This window comes from Stenotrophomonas geniculata, assembly GCF_034508895.1.
Lineage (GTDB): Bacteria > Pseudomonadota > Gammaproteobacteria > Xanthomonadales > Xanthomonadaceae > Stenotrophomonas > Stenotrophomonas geniculata.
Genome location: NZ_CP140571.1, coordinates 1796934 through 1817509 on the forward strand (window position 1 = coordinate 1796934; position 20576 = coordinate 1817509).

Here is a 20576-nt window from a genome sequence, read left to right on the forward strand (position 1 = left end):
CGCCCATGACCACCCCCGACCTCGATTCCCTGCTGCCGCGCTTGGATGAGCTGCGCGCTGCGCTCGCACGCGCCGTGGTGGGCCAGCACACGGTGGTCGAGCAGCTGCTGATCGGCCTGCTGGCCGGTGGCCACTGCCTGCTGGAAGGTGCGCCCGGGCTCGGCAAGACGCTGCTGGTGCGCTCGCTCGGCCAGGCGCTGGAACTGCAGTTCCGGCGCGTGCAGTTCACCCCCGACCTGATGCCCAGCGACATCCTCGGCACCGAGCTGCTGGAGGAAGACCACGGCACGGGTCATCGCCATTTCCGCTTCCAGCAGGGCCCGATCTTCACCCACCTGCTGCTGGCCGACGAACTCAACCGCACCCCGCCCAAGACCCAGGCCGCGCTGCTGGAGGCGATGCAGGAACGCACGGTCAGCTACGCCGGTACCACCTACGCGCTGCCGGCGCCGTTCTTTGTGCTGGCCACGCAGAATCCGATCGAGCAGGCGGGTACTTACCCGCTGCCGGAAGCACAGCTGGACCGCTTCCTGCTGCATGTGCTGGTGGATTACCCCAGCGAGGACGAGGAGCGGCAGATCCTGGAACAGACCACCGGCGGTGCCACCGACGCGGTGCCGAAGGTGATGGATGCCGAAGCGGTGATCGCCCTGCAGGCCGCCGTACGCCAGGTGCATGTCAGCCCCGATGTGCTGGCCTGGATCACCCGGTTGGTGCGTGCCAGCCGTCCGGGCGACGGCGCGCCGGCCGCCATCAACCAATGGGTGAAATGGGGCGCCGGCCCGCGTGCCGGGCAGTCGCTGGTGCTGGCCGCCAAGGCCCGTGCGCTGCTGCAGGGCCGGTTCGCCGCCACCCGTGAGGATGTGCAGGCGCTGGCCGCACCGGTGATGCGCCATCGCCTGCTGCTGTCGTTCGCCGCCGAGGCCGAGCAGAAGCGTGCCGACGACGTGGTCGCTGCGCTGCTGCAGGCCGTGCCGTTCCCGGGTTGAGCCACGCGTGAACGCAGGTACGCCGTTGACCCTGCCACCGGAACTGCGTGCGCGCCTGCGCCTGCTGCGGTTGCGGCCGCGCCTGGCCAGCGGGGTGAGCGGCATCGGCCAGCACGCCAGCCGCAGCCGCGGTGCCGGTCTCGAATTCGCTCAGTACCGAGCCTACGAGCCCGGGGACGAACTGCGCCAGATCGACTGGAAGCTGTACGCGCGCTCGGACCGCTTTTTCGTGCGCGAATCCGAACGCGAAAGCCCGATCACGGTCTGGCTGCTGCTCGATGCCACCGCCTCGGCCGGCCAGGCCGATCGCGCGGCGCCGCAACGCACGCGCCTGGACCACATGTGCGGCGTGGCCGCATGCCTGGTCGAACTGGCCCTGCAACAGGGCGACCGCTTTGGCCTGCTGGCAATCAGTGGCGATGGCCTGCAGCTGGTACCCGCAGCGAACGGCGCGCGCCAGCGCGACCGTGTGCATCTGCAACTGAACGCCCTACAGGCCCGCGGTGGGTGGCCTGCGGCCGAACGCCTGCGCCCGCTGTGGGAACGCGTGCGCCCGGGCGACCTGCTGCTGGCCGTTGGCGACGGCTTCGACGACGCCGGCATCGTGCTGCTGGAACAGCTGGCCAGCGCACGCCGCGAAGTGGCACTGATCCAGATCCTGACCGCCGACGAGCGCGACTTCCCGTTCGACGCCGGCCACCGCTTCCGCGACCCGGAAACCGGCGAGGAACTGTTGGGCGACGGCGCGGCGATCCGCGCCGATTACCTGCAGCGCTTCGCTGACGCACGCAGCGCATTACGTGCGCGCCTGCAGGCCAGCGGCATCGCCAGTGCCACCGGCTGGCTCGACCAACCGTTGGACCAGCCGCTGCAGGCGCTGTTCGGCCGTGGGGGCGCTGCATGACCCTGCTGTTCCCGCTCGGCCTGGCCGCGCTCGCCGCAGGGCTGCTGCCGCTGCTGATCCACCTGGCCCGGCGCCATCCGTACACGCCACTGGATTTCGCTGCACTGCGCTGGCTGCGTGCACAGATCCGGCCGCGCCAGCGCATCCGCTTCGATGACTGGCCGTTGCTTCTGGTGCGGCTGATGTTGCTGGCTGCATTGGCCTTTCTGCTGGCACGACCTGCGTTGACCGGCCCTGCCCCTGTCCCCGCTGCCTGGACGGTAGTGGCACCTGGGATGGACGCCGCCGCACTGCGCGGCACCGCCGAAGAGGGCAACTGGCACTGGCTGGCACCTGGCTTCCCCGCCATCGATCAGGCACCACCGGCATCCAGCGCATCCCTGCCCAGCCTGTTGCGCGAACTGGACGCACAGCTGCCCGCGGGCACCGCGTTGACCGTGCACGTTCCCGATCCCCTGCCCGGCCTGGATGGCGCCCGCCTGCAGCTGTCGCGCGACGTGCAATGGCACACGCAGCCGATGCCGGTCACACCGCCGCAGACTGCAGCGGCATTGCCGCAGCTGCGCGCGCACGGCGAGGCATCCGCCACTGCCCGGCACTGGTTGAACGCACTGCAGCGCGCGTGGGGCGTGCAGGCACCGCTCGCTCCGCTGTCGGTGGATGCCCTGCCCGAACGCGGCGAGATCGGCGTGTGGAGCCGCAGCGATGCACTGCCGGCGAACTGGCAGGCGTGGCTGCGCGACGGCGGTCGTGTCATCACCGCCGGCAAGCCCGCTGCCGACGCCCGCATCCTGCTGCGCGACGCGGAGGGCGCACCGCTGCTGTGGCAACAACGCGTCGGCCACGGCTATCTGCTGGCGCTGCCGGGCGACTGGAATACCACGAGCAACGCCGCGCTGCGCGATCCGAAGTTGCCGCGTGCCCTGCTGCTGGCGCTGCAGCCACCCACGGCTCCGCGCCTGGGCGATGCACGTGACCAGGCACCGCAGCGGGCCGCATTGCCTGCTGCAACACCACCGCTGCGTGAGCCGACGCCTTGGCTGTTGCTGGCCATCGTGCTGCTGTTCGCGCTGGAACGCTGGATGGCCAGCAGCGCCCGCCGCAGGGTGGCCGCATGAATACCTGGCAGCACGCCTGGCAACGTGCGCGCCGGCGCCGTGCGCTCATCACCCTGCTGCTGGGCCTGCCATGGGCGCTGGCTGCGGCGGTGCTGGCCCTGCGTCTGGCAGGTTTCGATATCGCCTGCGTCGTCGGTACGATCAGCCTGCTCGCGTGTGCGGGCTTCGCCACTGCGCATGCCCGCCAACTGGACCGGCAGTGGCTGCAACGCCACCTTGATGGCAGCGGTGCCAGCGAGGACAGTGCCGATCTGCTGTTCGCCGATGCCGCCACGCTCAATCCGCTGCAGCAGCGCCAGCGTGCGCATGTGCTGGCCACGCTGGAACGCGCGATGCCGGAGCTGCGTCCACACTGGCCGCCTGGGGCATTGGCGCTGTGCTGGATCGCGGGCCTGGCCATTGTTGTGCTGGCAGCCGGCTGGCCACGTTCGAACCCCGGTTCCGCGCCAGTCCGCACGTCGGCGCCAGGCAGCACGGCCGCCGCGTGCCCGCTACGCCTGCAGTCCACCCGCCTGCGCATCGACGCACCGGTCTATACCGGCCAGGCCACGCTTACCCAGAATGCGCTGGACGCCAAGGTCGCCGCCGACAGCCGACTGTCCTGGTCGCTGCGCTTCGACCGTGCACCGGACAAGGCATGGCTGCAGTTCCACGATGGTCGCAGGTTGCCGCTGAGCGAGCACGAAGGACAGTGGCAGGCGCAGGATGTGGCACGCGCGCCGGTGCTGTACCGCGTGGTGAGCGAACCGGCACTGGCAGAGACCCGCCTGCATCGGCTGGATGTGGTGGCCGACCGTGCACCCAGCGTGCGCGTACTGGAGCCCACGGCCAGCCTGGTGCTGGGCACGCCGGGGCAGCGAAAGTGGGCACTGCGCTTCGAAGCCAACGACGATTACGGTGTCGCGGCGCAGGCAACGCTGTCGATCACCACCACCCAGGGCAGCGGTGAGAACATCACCTTCGTGAAGCGCAGCGTCACGCTTGCCGGCAGCGGCGAAGCCACCGCGCGGCGTTTCGCCCACACCCTGGATCTGGCGTCGCTGGGCGCGCAGCCCGGCAACGATGTGATCGCCCAGCTGGAGGTGCGCGACAATCATGCACCCACGCCGCAGACCGGGCGCAGCAGCAGCGTGATCCTGCGCCTGCCCAGCGCCGAAGTCGCGCTCGGTGCAGAGCTCGAGGGCCGCATCAAGAAGACCCTGCCTGCGTACTTCCGCAGCCAGCGGCAGATCATCATCGATGCCGAAGCGTTGATCCGGCAGCGACGCAGCCTGGCCGCCGAGGACTTCGTGAAGCGCAGCGATGCGATCGGTGTCGACCAGCGCATCCTGCGCCTGCGCTACGGCCAGTTCCTGGGCGAGGAAAGCGAAGGTGCGCCGAAGCCACCGCCGACCAGCGACCTGCCCACCAGCGATACGCCGGCCGCAGACGACCACCACCATGACGACGAGCACGATCACGACCATGGCGCCGATGCAGGCGCGCACGACGCGCATGGCCACGACCACGGCGGCAAGCCGGCCAATGCCGATACGCCACCGGTGTTCGGCAGCGCCACCGACGTGCTCTCCGAGTATGGCCACACCCATGACCACGCCGAGGCGGCGACCCTGCTCGATCCGCAGACCCGCGCCACGTTGAAGGCCGCGCTGGACCAGATGTGGTCGGCCGAAGGCGAGCTGCGCCAGGGCCGTCCGGAACAGGCATTGCCCTTCGCGTACAAGGCGCTGGGCTTCATCAAGCAGGTGCAGCAGGCCGAACGCATTTATCTGGCCCGGGTCGGGCCGGAGCTGCCACCGATTGATGAAGGCCGTCGACTCGGCGGTGATCGCGCCGGACTGGCCAGTCGTGAACTGCCGTTGGCCGCGCGCACGCCGCCGGACCCGGCCATTGTTGAAGCCTGGCAACACCTCGGCGATGACAACGGCGCACCGGATCTCGATGCGCTCGCGACCTGGCAGCAGCGCAACGCCGCCTACCTGCCCGATGCACTGGATCTGGCCGCCGCCATCGAGCAGCTGCGCATCGAGCCCGGTTGCCACGACTGCCGCCTGCGCCTGCGCGCACAGCTGTGGCGGGCACTGCAACGTCCACTGCCGCAGGCCATGCGGCGCAGTGCGGCCGATGCGATGGGCCAGCGCTACCTCGATGCGCTGGAGGCGCAGCCATGACCCCCTCCAGCCCGAACCTGTGGATTGCGCTGGCACTTGCTGTGGTCGTGGTCATCGCCAGCGTGCGCCAGTTGCGTGGAAGCACAGCGCACCGAGGTCGCCGCTGGATCGGCATCGCACTGCAGATCGCCGCTGCCATGCTGCTGTATGTCTGCCTGGTACCTCCGACGCATCAGCGATCCGCCGCTGGCCTGGTCGTGCTCGGCGCTGGGGCCGACAAGGCGGGTGCACTGCCAGCCAGCGAAAGCCCGCTGTTGCTGTTGCCCGAAGCTGCCGATGTGCCCGGCGCACAGCGCGTACCCGACCTGGCCACCACGCTGCGCCAGCATCCAGCCTCCACGCTGACGCTGGTCGGTGCGGGCCTGGCCGCACGGGACCGCGACGCGCTGCTGCCACCGGATGTACGTTGGCAGGCTGCACCGGAGCCGCGCGGCTGGATCGCGCTGCAACCACCGGCCGATGTGGCCCCCGGTGCACGCTTCGAAGTACTGGCCCAGGCGCGTGGCGCGGCAAAGGCGAAAGCAGAACTGCTCGACCCGGCCGACAGCGTGGTCGATCGCACGGACGTTGCCGACGACGGCCGCGTGCAGCTGAGCGGTATCGCCCGCGCCGAAGGCCGCAGCGTGTTCAAGCTGCGCCTGCTCGATGCCGACGGCCATGTGGTGGACAGCGTCCCGGTGCCGCAGCAGACCCTGCCGGCCGCACCGCTGCGCCTGCTGGTGCGCGCCAGTGCGCCGGGCCCAGAGCTGAAGTACCTGCGCCGCTGGGCGGCCGATGCCGGCATCCATGTGCAGGTGCAGGCGGATACCGGGGCCGGACTCAGCGTTGGCGATGGCCCGGTGTTGATCGATGCAGCATCGCTGACGCGCAGCGATCTGCTGCTGCTGGACGAACGCAGCCTGGCGGCATTGAGTGCGGGCCAGCTGGCCGCCGTGCGCCAGGCGCTGCGCGATGGATTGGGCGTGCTGATACGCAGCGCGGGCGCACCTTCGGCCAGTGCGCGCCAGCGTCTCCGCGATCTGGGCCTGCCCGTGCAGGGCGATGGCAGCAGCGGCACCCTCGAACTTCCCGGCGATGGCGAGAGCGCGATCCTCGCCGCACGCCGTGGCCCGCTTGCCGCCGGCACGTTGCCGACCGGCTACGGCGAAGAGGCCGATCGCAGCTCGCACAGTGCCGCGCTGCCTTCGCTGGAAGCACTGGCGTTGCAGCCGCCGGGCAGCAACGCGCTGCTGCACGATCGTGCCGGCAATGCCATCGGTGGCTGGCGCGCGGTTGGCAGGGGCCGCATCGGCCTGCTGCCGCTGACCGACAGCTGGCGCTGGGTGCTGGCCGGGCGCGATGACCGCCATGGCGAACTCTGGAGCAGCGTGGTGGCCACGCTGGCGCGCGCACAGAGCAGCGATGATGCGCTGTGGTCACCGCAGCCGATCAGCTGGGCAGGCGAACGGCAGGCGCTGTGTGGCGTGCAAGCGCCACTGCAGGTCTTCAACAAACGTGGTGACGCTGTACCCCTGATTGTCGATGGCGCGACATCGGCGCTGCGCTGCGCCGGCTGGTGGCCCCGTGAGGCAGGCTGGCAGCGCCTGCCGCATGGCGACAGCGTTGTCTGGCGCTATGTGTTCGACCCGAAGGATGCACCGACGCTGCATCGGCAGGCGATGATCGATGCGACCACGCAGGCGTTGGCTGCCAGCACGCCTGCAGACGCGTCGGTGATGCACCCCGTGCCCGGCTCGCGCTGGCCGTGGTGGCTGGCGTTCGTGCTGTGCGCATCGCTACTGTGGTGGCTGGAGCGACGGCGCTGAGCCTGGGGTCGGATCCCCTTCGTTCGCGAAAGGGCTCTGACCCCACCGATTGGATCGCGAGCCCGCACCCACGCGTGGCGTGGATCTACTGGCCCCATCCCTCATGCGCCCTTCAACGTTTTCCGGCGCGCCGGTACACACCGTTGAAACGCACGTTCATGCCACCGCATTCGCTGTTGTCGGCCACGATCAGCACCTCACCCAGCGAATGCACTCGCACCCTGCAGGTGTCCTCGACGAATTCCACATCAGCACCACGCGGCGTCGCCCGCGCTTCCACCTGGCCCATGTTCGGCCCGTAGGGACGCTGTTCCGGTGTGGGGTTGGCTGAGGGCCAGTAGGCGTCACCCTCCACATGAAGTTGCCCGCCCTGCACGCGGATCTTCAGGCCGTTGTCGCCATCCTTCCACTCGCCCGCCCAATCCTGCAGCGCTGGCACGACCACCGGCAACGCCTGCAGCTTGCTGCGGTCGACCCAACCGGCGCTGCCACCCACCTTGTTCGGGAAGAACGCGCAGCGATAGCGGCCCAGGTCGCGCCCGGTCACCACGGTATCGCCCTTGACCACATAGCTGCGCTGGCGGCAGGCCGGCTCGCCCTTGGCCGGGCAGCCATCCATGTCGCCAAGCAGGTACAGACGTGGTGCATCGACCACCCGCGCCAGGGCGAACCGGCTCTGTTCGGAGGGAAACGCGCCATTGCGGCAGGCGCCATCATCGGCAATGCCATCCGCGAAGGCGGAGACCGGCAGCAATGCGGCCAACAGGCAGATCGAACGCAGGAACATGGCAGCCCTACCGGTGGGGGAGCCAGCAGGATATACGGCCTACTTCACCGGCGGTGCATCACCGGCATCCTGCTCCTGGGAGAACCGCAGCGCACGCTGCTGCTGCTCGGCACTGAGCTCGGGCGGTGGCCGCGCCACGGCGGCCTGGATCTGCGCAGGTCCGCCGGTGAGTTTGTTGATCCCCTTGGCCGCTGCCATCACCCCCTTGACCACGCCCATCATGATGTAGCCGCCGCCCATGCTGACCTGCTCCGGCGAGGGCGGTTCGCTCCAGTCGCGGCTGAAGCGGTTGTCGCCGAACTTCACCGGATTCTTGAAGCGGTACAGGTCCAGCGGCTCGTCTTCCGGCTTGAGCGCACGCACTTCGCCGAGGGTGGTGACATTGTCCTGCGGCAGGGTGGTGGAGATCGGCGCGGCAGGTGCTGCCGGGGCATCAGCAGGGGGAGCGGGCACAGGATCGGACACCGCTACCGGCGCTGCCTGCTGCGCCTGCGCGACGCCCGCCAGCAACAGGCTGGCCAGCAGTACTCCCTGCGTTCCACGTCGTGCCACAGCCATCCACCCTGTTGGTTGCGTCCAGTGAACAAGGATACGGATGCGGGCTTCAGATTTCGTTGGCATCGGAGGGGGCATTCAGGGTGTGTCACGCATCATCGCTGCCCGGCCTGGGCGCCGAAGTTTGCAACGAACTTCATTCCCCTCGGGGCGCGGGGACGGCATCCTGCGATTTTCCCGGTAAGGCCCATCCCTGATGACAGCTCCCTCCACACGCCCGCCGCGTCGGCCAGTCGCCTGCTGATGCCGCGCGCGGCAGTACTGGTGGGTCTGGCGGTCGTGTGCCTGGTGGTCACCGCGACCGCCGCCGAATGGACATCGCGTGTCCGCGAAGGCATCGCCTCGCTGCGCCGGAGCAGCACGCTGCGGACGCTGGGCGCGGACGAACACATGGCACTGGCACCGGTGCGCGCGTTGACCGGCTGCGACCACGACGACCAGGTAAAGCGGCTGCATGGCGCCTTCACCGGTGGGGCGTGGCGGAACAGCTTCCCGGTCGGTGACGGCTTCCTGGGTGGCATTCCCGTGCTGGTGCCAAGACAGGCATGGGCCTACCTCTCGGAAGACAATGAAGCTGACGTGGTACTGGGTGATCACGTGGCCATGGTGGTGCGTCTCAATGGCTTCACCATCGCTGCTGCACGGCCGGATGCAGCCACCAGCCGCGTCTGTGGCGAGCGCCTGGAGACACCCGAAGAAATCTCGATGCGACGGGGTCCCGGCCTGCGCCCGTCCCCGCTGCTGATTGCCGCACTGGCGCTGTGGGCCGCCACCGGCGTCCCGGGCCTGCTCGCCATGCCGTTGCTCGCCATCGCCGGTCTTGCGGCCTGGCTGGGCTTCCCTCGCCGCAACGGCCCTGCGACAGCGCAGCGCGTGCTGCGGGTACGCGGGCGCCTGCGCGCGCACCAGCGTACTGCCCAGACATCACGGGTGTGGTTGCTGGGCAATGACCGGCGTGTGCAGCTTCCAGAGAATTGGGAGCACGCTGCGGCATTCTCCCGCGGGCGCTCGATGCTGCTGGATGTGCGCGCCTGTGACGGCGCAGTGCTGGGCGCTGGCACGGCGTGGTGCCTGGCCAGCGACCGACGGCGCTATCCGCCCACGGGAGCGTTCTGGCAACTGGCGTGGCTGGGCCTGCTGTTGTGCGTGCTGGTCTTCGGCGCCGCCTGGATGCCGTGGTCGCAGCGCCTGGAGCCGGGCTGGCCGCTTGCGTCTGGCTGGCAGGCGGTGGCATTGCTGGCGTTGGGCTGGCATGCGGTGCGGTTTGTGGTCTGCATGGTGCAGTTCCTCCGCCGCAGCGAGGCGCTTGACGCGGACATCGCGCAGCGTCCGGACCCGTGGCACTGAACGGTTCACGCCCTTCGCGCGCGATGTCTCACATCCTGAGACGTGGATGTGGTGCCATGTGACCCCTCGCAATCCGTCCCGGCTCCACTTTCCATGGCCTACGAACTCGCCAAGCGCACCGCCGACGCCGAGCAGAAGCTCGCTACCCGCGACGGCCTGCCCGCCCGCGACGGCGCCCTGCTCAGCGCGCGCCTGCAGCGCCGCTACCAGGACCGCATCACCGGCAGCTTTGCCATTCCTGGCCGCGAAGGGCGCTACGCGCCCATTCCCGGGTCGGTGCCGCCGGCGCTGGCCGCCGCGCTGAAGGCACGTGGCATCGAGCAGCTTTACAGCCACCAGGCCGAAGCGTGGGAGGCCAGCCAGCGCGGCGAACACGTGGCCATCGTCACCCCCACCGCCAGCGGCAAGTCGCTGTGCTACACCCTGCCGGTGGTCAGTGCGGCCATGCAGGACAAAGCCAAGGCGCTGTACCTGTTCCCGACCAAGGCACTGGCCCAGGACCAGGTGGCCGAGCTGCTGGAACTCAACCGCGCCGGCGACCTCGGGGTGAAGGCCTTCACCTTCGACGGCGACACCCCCGGCGATGCACGCCAGGCCATCCGCCTGCACGGCGACATCGTGGTCTCCAACCCGGACATGCTGCACCAAGCGATCCTGCCGCATCACACCAAGTGGGCGCAGTTCTTCGAGAACCTGCGCTACATCGTCATCGACGAAGTGCACACCTACCGCGGCGTGTTCGGCAGCCATGTCAGCAATGTACTGCGGCGGCTCAAGCGCATCTGCGCGTTCTATGGCGTGCAACCGCAGTTCATCCTGTGCTCGGCCACCATCGGCAACCCGCAGGCACATGCCGAGGCGCTGATCGAAGCGCCGGTCACCGCCATCACCGAATCCGGTGCGCCCAGCGGGCCGAAGCAGGTGCTGCTGTGGAACCCGCCGGTGATCAATCCGGACCTGGGCCTGCGCGCCTCGGCGCGATCGCAGAGCAACCGCATCGCGCGCATCGCGATCAAGTCCGGGCTGAAGACCCTGGTGTTCGCGCAGACACGCCTGATGGTGGAAGTGCTGACCAAGTACCTGAAGGATATTTTCGACCACGACCCGCGCAAGCCGCCGCGCATCCGCGCCTACCGCGGTGGCTACCTGCCCACCGAGCGGCGTGAGACCGAGCGCGCGATGCGTGCCGGCAACATCGACGGCATCGTCAGCACCTCGGCGCTGGAACTGGGCGTGGATATCGGCAGCCTGGACGTGGTCATCCTCAACGGCTACCCCGGCAGCGTGGCCGCCACCTGGCAGCGCTTCGGCCGCGCCGGTCGCCGCCAGCAGCCCGCGCTGGGGGTGATGGTGGCCAGTTCGCAGCCGCTGGACCAGTACGTGGTGCGCCATCCGGACTTCTTCGCCGAGGCCTCGCCCGAGCACGCGCGCATCGCGCCGGACCAGCCGCTGATCCTGTTCGACCACATCCGCTGCGCGGCGTTCGAGCTGCCGTTCCGCGTAGGTGATGGCTTCGGCCCGATCGACCCGGAAGTGTTCCTGGAAGCGCTGGCCGAGACCGAAGTCATCCACCGCGAAGGCGAGCGCTGGGAATGGATCGCCGACAGTTATCCGGCCAACGCGGTCAGCCTGCGTGCGGTGGCCGACGGCAACTTCGTGGTGGTCGACCGCAGCGATGGCCGCCAGCAGATCATCGCCGAAGTCGACTATTCCGCCGCCGCGCTCACCTTGTACGAAGGCGCCATCCACATGGTGCAGTCCACCCCCTACCAGGTGGAGACGCTGGACTGGGACGGCCGCAAGGCCTATGTCACCCGCACGCATGTGGATTACTACACCGACAGCATCGACTTCACCAAGCTCAAGGTGCTCGACCGTTTCGACGGTGGCGTGGCCGGCCGTGGCGATTCGCACCACGGCGAAGTGCACGTGGTGCGTCGCGTGGCCGGCTACAAGAAGATCCGCTACTACACCCACGAGAACATCGGCTACGGGCCGGTGAACCTGCCCGACCAGGAACTGCACACCACGGCGGTGTGGTGGCAGCTGCCGCAGGCACTGCTGCTGCGCGCGTTCGCCAGCAAGCAGGATGCGCTGGATGGCTTCCTCGGCGCAGCGTATGCGCTGCACATCGTCGCCACCGTGGCGGTGATGGCCGATGCACGCGACCTGCAGAAGTCGGTCGGCAACGGCGATGGTTCCTGGTTCGCGATTGCCGACCAGAGCGGCCGTGGACAGCTGCGCGGCAGCGAGGGTGATCCCGGTGTGGTGGAGCTGCTGCAGGAATTCGTGCCCACCGTGTACCTGTACGACAACTTCCCCGGGGGTGTCGGCCTCAGCGAGCCGTTGTGGCAGCGCCAGGCCGAGCTGGTCCAGCGCGCACGCGAACTGGTGCAGCGCTGCGACTGCAAGGCCGGCTGCCCGGCCTGTGTCGGCCCCGTCCTGGCCGCGCAGGAAGAGGATGAGACTTCGCCGCGCGCGCTGGCACTGCGCGTGCTCAACCTGTTCGATGCCGAAGCGTGCCAGCACGTACCCGACGTGGTGGTGACCGTGCGCGATCCGATGGAGCTGCTGGCACCGTGAGCCTGAGCCTGGACAAGCTGCGCCTGCTGCGCAGGCAGGCCGGCGACCCGAAGGCGAGCACACCGGCCGCGCCGGACGTGCCCCCTTCGCCACTGCCACCCGTGGCCGCCAACGATGCGCGGCAACCACCGGCCGAGCGTTCGGTGTTCGCCTGGGTCGAGCAGGAGATCCGCCACAAGCCGACCGGCGCTGCGGCACCTGCCACGGCGCCGTCCGCGCTGCGTCGGCCCGAAGTGGGCAGCCTGCATCGCCTGCTCGGCCTGCGCACGCGCGGCGGCCCCGCACCTGCTCGCGCCAGCGCACAGGATCGCCAGTTGCCAGGTGAGGAGATCGCACCGGGCCTGTTCCTGATCGAATCGCTGCAGCCGCAGGCGATCCCGGCACAGCCGCTGTCGCTGGATTTCGCCCGTCGCGACGGCGAGCACGTGGCCGCGCGCGACCTGCTGTTCTTCGATACCGAAACCACCGGCCTGGCCAGCGGCACCGGCACCCGCGCCTTCATGATCGGCGCTGCGGACTGGCATGTGTGCCCACAGCGTGGCGAAGGCCTGCGCATCCGCCAGCTGCTGATGGCCACGATGGCCGCCGAGGACGCGATGCTGGCCACTTTCGCCGGCTGGCTGCAACCGTCCACCGTGTTCTGCAGCTACAACGGCCGCAGCTATGACGCACCGCTGCTGAAAGCGCGTTACCGGCTGGCCCGGCAACGTTGCCCGATCACCGCACTGGATCACGTCGACCTGCTCTATCCCACGCGCCGCCGCTATCGCGGCACGTGGGAGAACTGCAAGCTGTCCACCATCGAACGCCAGCTGCTGCGCGTGGTGCGCGAGGACGACCTGCCGGGCTCGGAAGCCCCGGGCGCATGGCTGCGTTTCCTGCGTGGCGGCGACGCGGTGAACCTGCGCCGGGTGGCCGACCACAATCACCAGGACGTAGTGACCCTGGCCCTGCTGCTGCAACGGTTGGTACGCGAGGAGCAACGCGAGCGCGAGACGCTGGCACTGGTCGGGCAGTAACGGCGCAGGGCCGCGTTGACATGCCCTGACGGTGACAGCGGTGACACTGCCGCCACCATCCACGCCTGGAGCCCGACGATGCGCCTCAGTCCCCTGGTCCTGCTCGCCATCCTGCCCTTGGCCGCCTGCAGTCACGCTGGCAGCAGCACCTCCCACGATCCCGCGCCGGCGCCCGTGGCCGATGCCGCGCACGAATGCAGGCCGGAGGCGCTGGACGCCTTCACCGGCAAGACCGCCGACGAAGCCACGATCAAGAAGCTGGTGGCTGACAGCGGCGCGCGCGGTGCGCGGGTAGTCAAACCCGGCATGGCGGTGACCATGGACTTCCGCCAGGACCGCGTGACCGTGCAGGTGGACGCGCAGAACAAGATCGAGCGCGCCAGCTGCGGTTGATGTCCCAAGGTAGTGCCGGCCGCTGGCCGGCACTACCGATCAGAGGCGCTCGGCCTTGCCGCTGGCCAATGCGCGGGCGATCACCAGCTGCGCCTGCTGTGCCGCCCGCGCGTGCACGTGCGCCTGGCGTTCGCCCAGCGCGGCCTGCTGGCTGCCCAGCGCCGCCTGGCGGCTGGCCAGTTCGGCCTGCTGGCTGGCCAAGCGGTTCATGTCGCGGGTGCGGCTGGACTGTGCGGCCTGGCTGCGGGCTTCCTGCATCGCGCGACGTGCCTCGGCGGCCGCCTCACGGGCGGCTTCACGCGCAACTGCGGCGTCGCTGGTCGCCCCGCGTGCCGCCTTCGCGGCTTCGGCGGCGGCTTCGCGATTGATGTCGTGCGCGCTCATCGCACTGCGCGCAGCCTCGACCGCCACCAACGCGATACGGCGCGCCTCCTCACCCTGCAGCCGGCCCATCTCGCCCATCTGCTTGCCGAGTGCGCTCTGCTGGCGACCAAGCGCGCTCTGCTGGCGGCCCAGTGCGCTCTGCTGCTGCCCCAGGTCGGACGCACCCGCGTAGGCACGCTGCAACGACTGGATCAGCATCGGGTCACGCACGATGTAGCGCTCACTGCCCTGGCGGAACCACAGCGCCGGTCCCTTGCCGAGCTGCTTGCGGGCCAGCGTCACGTCGTCGATGCCGCCGTTGGCGAAGGTTGAATCACCATCGACCAGCACGAACGCCTGCGGCGGCGACGTGCCCAGATCCAGCCGCCCGTAGGTGGTGATGGAGGAACTGCGCGAGATGCTGCGGCCGCCGTCGATGCCGGGGTCGACGTCGACATCCACGTCGACTGCCACATCCGCATCATCCGGGCCGGACAGCTCCTCGACGTCGGCGGGCTCGGCGGGCGGCGCAGGGGCCACCGGCACCGCCGGCGCGCGCGCCGACATCGGCGGTGCAGGCGGAACCTTCGGCGCCGGCGGCGTGGGCACCACGGCCTTCGGCGCAGCCGGCGGCGCGGACGGTGCAGGCGGCACCGGCGCTGCGACCAGCCGCATCGGCGCCACGCCCACCACCACCACGATGGCCGTCAGGGCCGCCGCCAACAGGCGCGGGCAGGACCGGCGCGACTGCAGCGAGAGCAGGCGACGCTTGAGGCTGGTGGCGCTCGGTGCGGCACTGGCCACACCCAGGTGCGGCTGCGGGGCCACGCCCAGCTGCAGCAGCAGGCGGCCATAAGCCTGGCGGCTCGCGCCGTGCTGGCCGACCACGGCCGCATCCACCGCTTCCTCGCGGGCCTGTGCGTATTCGCGCACCGACAGGCGCAGCAGCGGGTGGAAGAAGAACAGGTGCTGCGCCAACGCGGGCAGCAGGCCCCACTGCAGGTCACGCCGCTGCAGGTGCTGCAGTTCGTGGGTCAGGGCCAGGTCCAGCGCGTCACCCTGCAGGGCGTTGTCGCCGGCCGGCAGCAGCAGCACCGGGCGGAACGGTCCGACCAGCTGCGGCGAGTCCACCTGCGTGCTCATCCACAGCCGCGGTGCCGGGCGCACGCCGTGTGCGTCGGAGGCCAGCTGCAGAGCCTGCACCAGCGCTTCGTCCTCGCAGGGATAGGCGGCAGCCAGCAACGCCCGGCAGCGGCGCCACTCACTGAAAGTGCGCAGGGCCATCAGCAGCACGCCCGATGCCCATAGCGCAGCCAACGCGACGGCCCACCACGCCACTGCCGGCACGTCCGGTGCAGTCATCGGCATTGTCGCCAGCAGCTGCGCCGAGGCTTCCGGCGCCAGCGGGTAGACCAGATCAGCGGCAACGTCAGTGGCGGTCATCGCCACCGCCTGCGGTGCCGGCAGCCAGGCCAGCTGCAACGGCTGGCTCCAGAACAGGCCGAGCACGGCCTGCAGCGAGACCAGCCACCACAGGCGGCAGCGGGTGGCCGCCGACAGCGACGGCAGCGCGCGGCACAGGCCATACACCAGGGCCACCAGCAGCACGGTCTGCAGGCTGGTCCAGCCCAGCCGTTCCAGCATCGGGATCAGCATCGTGGTGTCCATGGCTCAGCCCTCGTGGCGACGCGATTGGAGTTGGGCAACCAGCGCTTCCAGCTCGGCCAGCTCGTTGTCGCTGACCTGCTGGCGCTGCGACAGGTAGGCCACGAACGGCGACACCGACCCCTGCAGGGTGTTGTCGACGAACTGGGCCACGGCACCCTGCAGCACGCTCTGCGGGCCCCGGGTGGCCTGGTAGCGGTAGACGCCGTCCTGCTGCCGGCGCTGAAGATACCCCTTCGCCCGCAGCCGCTCCATCATCGTCAGCACGGTAGAGCGGGCCAGGCCACGGGCCTCGCCGTAGCCGCTGGCGACCTCGCCGACGCTGGCCGGCGCATGTTCATCGATGTACTGCAGCAGGGCCAGTTCCTGGTCCCCGATGGTCTTGCCACGCATGACACCACTCCCTTGACTACACGTGTCGTCACTGTCAGCTTGACGACAACTGTAGTCAACCCCCCGGAAGTCATGGGCCGACGAACGGTAGGCCCATCCGGGGCGGTTAAACCTTTTCCGCCGCCGGTGCATCCGACCCTCGACGCCTTTCCGGAATCCCGCATGTTCCGCCCAACGCTTCGAGTCGTGCTCATGCTCATCAGTGCCCTGCCCTTCGCCGCGGTGTCTGCCAACCAGGACCAGGCCAACGACCAGACCCGCCGGCTGATCCGCCAGATCATGCTGGACGAGCGCATCCCCGGGCTGCAGCTGGCCGTGGTCAAGGACGGCCAGATCGTGCTCTCCGAAACCTATGGCTTGGCCAACGTGGAGAACGGCGTGCTCGCCTCGCGCGACACCCGATTCCCGCTCAACTCGGCCACCAAGGCTTTCACCGGAGTCGCCATCGCACAGCTGGCGGAGCAGGGGCGACTGGAACTGGATGCACCCGCCTCGCGCTACCTACACGATCTTCCAGCGGCATGGAAGGATGTACGCGTGCGCCAGCTGCTCGACCATACCTCGGGCCTGCCGGACATCCTCGATGCGAATGGCCTGCTGGGCGGTGGGTCCGAAGCGCAGGCATGGGCGGCGGTCACCGTGCGCCCTGTCGAAGCGCCACCCGGGCAGCGCTTTGCCTACAACCAGACCAACTACGTGCTGCTGGCGCGGATCATCGCGCAGCAATCGGGCATGTCCTACGAGCGCTTCCTCACCACGGGCCAGTTCAGCGGCGCACGCATGGCGCGCACGACCTTCGGCGACAGCTACGACCTGATTCCGGATGTGGCGACGATGTACAGCCTGGCGCCGCGCGCGACCGATGCCGCCGACGCTCCGCCGCGCCTGTCGCACTGGTTCTACGACATCCCGCCGAGTCTATGGGCCGGCGGCGGCATCCTCACCACCGCCGACGACACCGCACGCTGGCTGGTCGCGCTGACCGAAGGCCGCCTGCTGCAGGACCACTCACGGCGGCGGATGTGGTCGGTCGAGCCTCTGGCCGATGGCCGCGCCGGTCCGTGGGCTGGCGGCTGGCCGGTGCTGCAGGCAGCGCCCGACCTGCAGGTGGCCGGCATCGGCGGCGCGCGCTCGGCCTTCGTGGTCTACCCCGCGCGAGGCGTGGCGGTGGTGGTGCTGACCAACCTGGTCGGTGCCAATCCGCAGCGCTTCATTCCACGCATCGCCGATTTCTACACGCCTGCCGCGACGGCTGCGGGCCTCATCCCCGCGGCCCGCCCATCACCGGCAGGATCACCCCGCTGATGTAACTGGCACAGACCGGCGAAGCCAGGAACACATAGGCGGGCGACAGTTCTTCGGGTTGTGCGGGCCGCCCCATGTCACTGTCCTTGCCGAACTCCGCAACATCCTCGGCCTGCTTGTCGGCGGGGTTCAACGGCGTCCACACCGGCCCCGGCGCCACGCAGTTGACCCGGATGCCACGTGGCAGCAGCTGGCTGGCCAGCGCCTTGGTGAACGCATGGATCGCGCCCTTGGTGGCCGAGTAGTCGATCAGCGCCTTGCTGCCGAAGATTCCCGTTTCCGATCCTGTGTTGATGATGCTGGCACCCTCGCCCAGGTGCGGCAGCACCGCGCGCGCCATCTGGATGTAACCGCCGATGTTGGTCTGCAGGGTTTCCTGCAGATGCGCGTCTTCCAGGTCTTCCAGCCGCTCGCAATGCAGCTGGAACGCGGCGTTGTTGACCAGGATGTCGATGCCGCCGAACGCCTTGGCCACCTGCTTGACCGCCTTGTTGCAGAAGCGCGGATCACGCACATCACCGGCGATCACCACGCAGCGGCCGCCTTCGCGCTCCACGTGCTGGCGGGTGATGTCCGCGTCCTCGGCCTCGTCCAGGTGCAGTACCGCCACATCGGCGCCTTCGCGTGCGAACAGCACCGCCACCGCACGGCCGATACCAGAATCGCCACCGGTGATGATCGCGCGCATGCCCTGCAGCTTGCCGCTGCCGGCGTAGTCCGGTGCAAGGAAACGCGGCGCCAGCTCTAGTTCGTGTTCATGCCCAGGCTTGGCCAGCTGCTGCGCCGGCATCGCCTCCGGTTGCCGACGCGCACCGGCCTGGGTCGCGGTCTTCTTCGTTGCTTTTTTTGCCGCGCGCACGTCCTTGGCCTTCTCCTGGTCCTGCAGGCGCCGCTGCCGGGCCGCGACGCGCGCTGCGCGTGGATCGCTGGCGGCCGCCTTACGGGTGGCGGTCTTCACCACGCGCGGGCGATCGGGGGCGGCGACAGTCTTGCTTGCGGTGCTGCCTTTGCGCACCTTGGGCGAGGCTTTGCGGCGGACGGGGGCTTTCTTGGTGGTGGCCATGCAGGTCTCCTCGGGAGGGAAAGGGGCTGCCGGCCAGCGGCCGGCACTACCGGGGGCGGCCCTTGCCGCTCCTGCAGTGTCTCCACCCACGCTGTTGGCGGCGGTGAGCGCGCCGTGTCCACGATGTGCACGGCATTCATTCCGCCACCACGTCTGACGTCGCACCCTGCACGCAATCACACAAGGAATGCCTCCATGAAACATGCCATCGCCACCGCCGCCGCCTGCTTTGCCCTTGCCGCCTGCAGCAGCACGCCCATGGCGCAGGTGCAGCCGATCGACGGCGTCATTTCCGGGCAGTGCCACAGCGACATGGTGCGCGGCGCACTCGGCCTGGCCGCTTCGGACGCCACCGTGGCCCGCGCACGCGTGGACAGCGACAGCCTGCACGTGCGGGTGCTGCGCCACGACGGCCCGCGGGTGCCACCGGCGCACGAAGGCGGCGACCGCCTGACCATCGAAAAGGGCCGCACCAACAACATCACCGCGATCTACTGCGGCTGAGCCGACGCGCCCTGCGCAGCACGCGCAGGGTGGCCTGTTCCCACTGGCGCGGCCCGCGCAGGCCGGCCAGTTTCGCCAGTTCACCGCGCTCCCAGCCGGCAAACACGCACGGGTCGATGTAGGCCTTGCGGCACACCGCAGGCGTGTTGCCCAGCAGCGCTGCCACCTCGCACACCACCGCGCGCTGCGCCTGCGCCAGCGCGCGCTGGCTGGCCGGTTCCGGCAGCTCGGTGGCGGCAAACGCCTGCACCGCCGCCACCGTGCCGCCCCAGGTGCGGAAGTCCTTGGCAGTGAAGTCCTCGCCCATCACCTCGCGCAGGTAGTCGTTCACCGCGCCGGAATCCACCGGCTGCAGCGCACCGTCGTCATCGCGGTACTGGAACAGCGCCTGCCCCGGCAACTGCTGCAGGCGCCGCACCAGCAGCCCCAGCCTGCGGTCGCCCACGGTCACCTCCTGCAGCTGCCCGGACTTGCCGCGGAAGCGCATGCGCACCCGGCCCCCCTGCAGCAGCTCCAGATGGCGGTTGCGCAGTGTGGTCAGACCGAACGAACGGTTCTGCTGCGCATAGGTTTCATTGCCGACCCGCACCAGCGTGTCGGCCAACAGCGCGACCACCATGGCCAGCACTTTTTCCTTCGGGAACCCCGGCCGTTTCAGATCCCGCGACAACCGCCGCCGCAGCGTGGGCAAGGCCTCGCCAAAGGCGATGATGCGGTCGAACTTGCCGGCATCGCGCTCCTTCGCCCAGTCGGGGTGGTAGCGGTACTGCTTGCGCCCGCGTGCATCGCGGCCGGTGGCCTGCAGGTGGCCGTTGGCGTGGGCGCAGATCCACACCGCAGTGTAGGCCGGTGGAATCGCCAGTGCGCGGATGCGTTGCAGGGTGGTGGCATCGCGTATCGCGTGGCCATCGGCATCGCGGTAGCTGAAACCCTTGCCGGCGCGGCGCCGGCTGATGCCCGGCTGAGTGTCGTCGACATAGCGCAGGCCGGCCGCGCGCGCGGCCTGTCGTTCGGGGGTGGAGGGGGTTGGCATGCCTGTAGTGTCGCTGTCGCCATGCCGCGATCCTGTCGATAACACAAGACAAACACGTGAGGGCCGGTTCGCCGCTATGCTCGGGTCTTCACAACCCCTTCCGGAGTCATGATGTCGTTCCCGATTCGCGCCCGTTCGCTCTCCGCCCTGTTGCTGCCGGCCGTGCTGGCCCTGACCGCCTGCCAGGCACCGGCGCTGGATGAACAGGATTCGGCCACGGCCCATGCCCAGCAGGCCGCCGAAGCCGCCAAGGCGCCGGCCGACGAAGCCGGCAAGGCCACCGAGGCGCCGCCGGTCGGTACCTGCGATGCCAGCCAGGTGCAGAGCCTGGTCGGCCAGGCCTACACCGATGCACTGGGCAAACAGGCACAGGAAGATGCAGGTGCCAGCCAGGTGCGCGTACTGAAGCCCAACGACGTGGCCACGATGGAGTTCCTCGGCGACCGCCTGAACATCGAAGTGGACGCCAAGGGCGCCGTCAGCGGCGCGCGCTGCGGCTGAGTCCCGCCCCGCGCCGGCACTGGGTTGCCGGCGCGTTCTGTTGCACCTGCAACCGTGTATTGCGGCGTTGCAGCAACC

General features: G+C 69.5%; 18 protein-coding genes. 12 read left to right on the forward strand and 6 right to left on the reverse strand.

From position 1 onward, the window contains the following. Window positions 1-5 precede the first annotated feature (5 nt). Genes RI032_RS08445 through RI032_RS08465 form a run of 5 tightly spaced genes read left to right on the forward strand, consistent with a single transcriptional unit; the run spans window position 6 to window position 6987 of the window. Window positions 6-989, forward strand: coding sequence for an AAA family ATPase (locus RI032_RS08445; protein WP_043034901.1), 984 nt, complete (start codon window positions 6-8; stop codon window positions 987-989). Between the two features lie 7 nt (window positions 990-996). Beyond that, on the forward strand, window positions 997-1893 hold the full coding sequence (locus tag RI032_RS08450) for a DUF58 domain-containing protein (RefSeq protein ID WP_227860092.1): 897 nt from the start codon (window positions 997-999) through the stop codon (window positions 1891-1893). Next, window positions 1890-3011 carry a BatA domain-containing protein gene (locus RI032_RS08455; RefSeq protein ID WP_322548126.1) on the forward strand — a complete coding sequence of 374 codons (1122 nt, stop codon included), beginning with the start codon at window positions 1890-1892 and terminating at the stop codon, window positions 3009-3011. The genes RI032_RS08450 and RI032_RS08455 overlap by 4 nt, the downstream gene beginning before the upstream one ends. Continuing rightward, entirely contained in the window at window positions 3008-5182 is a 2175-nt protein-coding gene (locus tag RI032_RS08460; protein WP_322548127.1) for a hypothetical protein, read from the forward strand. Before RI032_RS08455 ends, RI032_RS08460 begins: the two co-directional genes overlap by 4 nt. After that, window positions 5179-6987: a hypothetical protein gene (locus RI032_RS08465; protein ID WP_322548128.1), complete on the forward strand. Its 1809-nt coding sequence runs from the start codon at window positions 5179-5181 to the stop codon at window positions 6985-6987. Before RI032_RS08460 ends, RI032_RS08465 begins: the two co-directional genes overlap by 4 nt. A gap of 112 nt (window positions 6988-7099) precedes the next feature. Here RI032_RS08465 and RI032_RS08470 read toward each other — a convergent pair whose 3' ends face one another. Both RI032_RS08470 and RI032_RS08475 read right to left on the reverse strand, forming a co-directional pair. Next, the gene (locus RI032_RS08470; protein WP_134958139.1) at window positions 7100-7774 is read right to left on the reverse strand and encodes a hypothetical protein; all 675 of its coding nucleotides are present in this window, start codon (window positions 7772-7774) and stop codon (window positions 7100-7102) included. A 39-nt stretch (window positions 7775-7813) separates the two neighbouring features. Next, entirely contained in the window at window positions 7814-8332 is a 519-nt protein-coding gene (locus RI032_RS08475; RefSeq protein ID WP_019337489.1) for a hypothetical protein, read from the reverse strand. Window positions 8333-8572: 240 nt separating this feature from the next. Here RI032_RS08475 and RI032_RS08480 point away from each other — a divergent pair, with 240 nt between their 5' ends. The 4 genes from RI032_RS08480 (at window position 8573) to RI032_RS08495 (ending at window position 13671) form a co-directional block, all read left to right on the forward strand. Further along, complete coding sequence (locus RI032_RS08480) at window positions 8573-9676, forward strand: hypothetical protein (protein WP_322548129.1); 1104 nt, start codon at window positions 8573-8575, stop codon at window positions 9674-9676. Window positions 9677-9769: 93 nt separating this feature from the next. Then, window positions 9770-12259, forward strand: a complete 2490-nt coding sequence (locus RI032_RS08485; protein WP_322548130.1) for a DEAD/DEAH box helicase — start codon at window positions 9770-9772, stop codon at window positions 12257-12259. Beyond that, the gene (locus RI032_RS08490; protein ID WP_322548131.1) at window positions 12256-13278 is read left to right on the forward strand and encodes a ribonuclease H-like domain-containing protein; all 1023 of its coding nucleotides are present in this window, start codon (window positions 12256-12258) and stop codon (window positions 13276-13278) included. Before RI032_RS08485 ends, RI032_RS08490 begins: the two co-directional genes overlap by 4 nt. Window positions 13279-13356: 78 nt before the next feature. After that, on the forward strand, window positions 13357-13671 hold the full coding sequence (locus tag RI032_RS08495) for an I78 family peptidase inhibitor (protein WP_019336670.1): 315 nt from the start codon (window positions 13357-13359) through the stop codon (window positions 13669-13671). Between the two features lie 39 nt (window positions 13672-13710). Here RI032_RS08495 and RI032_RS08500 read toward each other — a convergent pair whose 3' ends face one another. Both RI032_RS08500 and RI032_RS08505 read right to left on the reverse strand, forming a co-directional pair. Continuing rightward, on the reverse strand, window positions 13711-15702 hold the full coding sequence (locus tag RI032_RS08500) for a M56 family metallopeptidase (RefSeq protein ID WP_322548132.1): 1992 nt from the start codon (window positions 15700-15702) through the stop codon (window positions 13711-13713). Between the two features lie 3 nt (window positions 15703-15705). Beyond that, on the reverse strand, window positions 15706-16092 hold the full coding sequence (locus tag RI032_RS08505; protein WP_019661969.1) for a BlaI/MecI/CopY family transcriptional regulator: 387 nt from the start codon (window positions 16090-16092) through the stop codon (window positions 15706-15708). A gap of 192 nt (window positions 16093-16284) precedes the next feature. Between RI032_RS08505 and RI032_RS08510 the strand changes: the two genes are divergently transcribed. Further along, window positions 16285-17397, forward strand: coding sequence for a serine hydrolase domain-containing protein (locus RI032_RS08510; protein WP_043397841.1), 1113 nt, complete (start codon window positions 16285-16287; stop codon window positions 17395-17397). Here the strand turns inward: RI032_RS08510 and RI032_RS08515 are convergent. After that, window positions 17354-18460 carry an SDR family oxidoreductase gene (locus RI032_RS08515; RefSeq protein WP_043397836.1) on the reverse strand — a complete coding sequence of 369 codons (1107 nt, stop codon included), beginning with the start codon at window positions 18458-18460 and terminating at the stop codon, window positions 17354-17356. The genes RI032_RS08510 and RI032_RS08515 overlap by 44 nt on opposite strands. A 195-nt stretch (window positions 18461-18655) precedes the next feature. Between RI032_RS08515 and RI032_RS08520 the strand changes: the two genes are divergently transcribed. After that, window positions 18656-18964, forward strand: coding sequence for a hypothetical protein (locus tag RI032_RS08520; protein ID WP_049408932.1), 309 nt, complete (start codon window positions 18656-18658; stop codon window positions 18962-18964). Here RI032_RS08520 and RI032_RS08525 read toward each other — a convergent pair. Next, window positions 18942-19997 (reverse strand): DNA topoisomerase IB, encoded by a 1056-nt coding sequence (locus RI032_RS08525; RefSeq protein ID WP_099559746.1) that lies wholly within the window; start codon window positions 19995-19997, stop codon window positions 18942-18944. The two genes, RI032_RS08520 and RI032_RS08525, sit on opposite strands and share 23 nt — an antisense overlap. Window positions 19998-20108: 111 nt before the next feature. On the opposite strand from RI032_RS08525, the gene RI032_RS08530 reads away from it, so the two are divergent. After that, window positions 20109-20498, forward strand: coding sequence for an I78 family peptidase inhibitor (locus RI032_RS08530; protein ID WP_029380146.1), 390 nt, complete (start codon window positions 20109-20111; stop codon window positions 20496-20498). The last annotated feature ends 78 nt before the right edge of the window (window positions 20499-20576 follow it).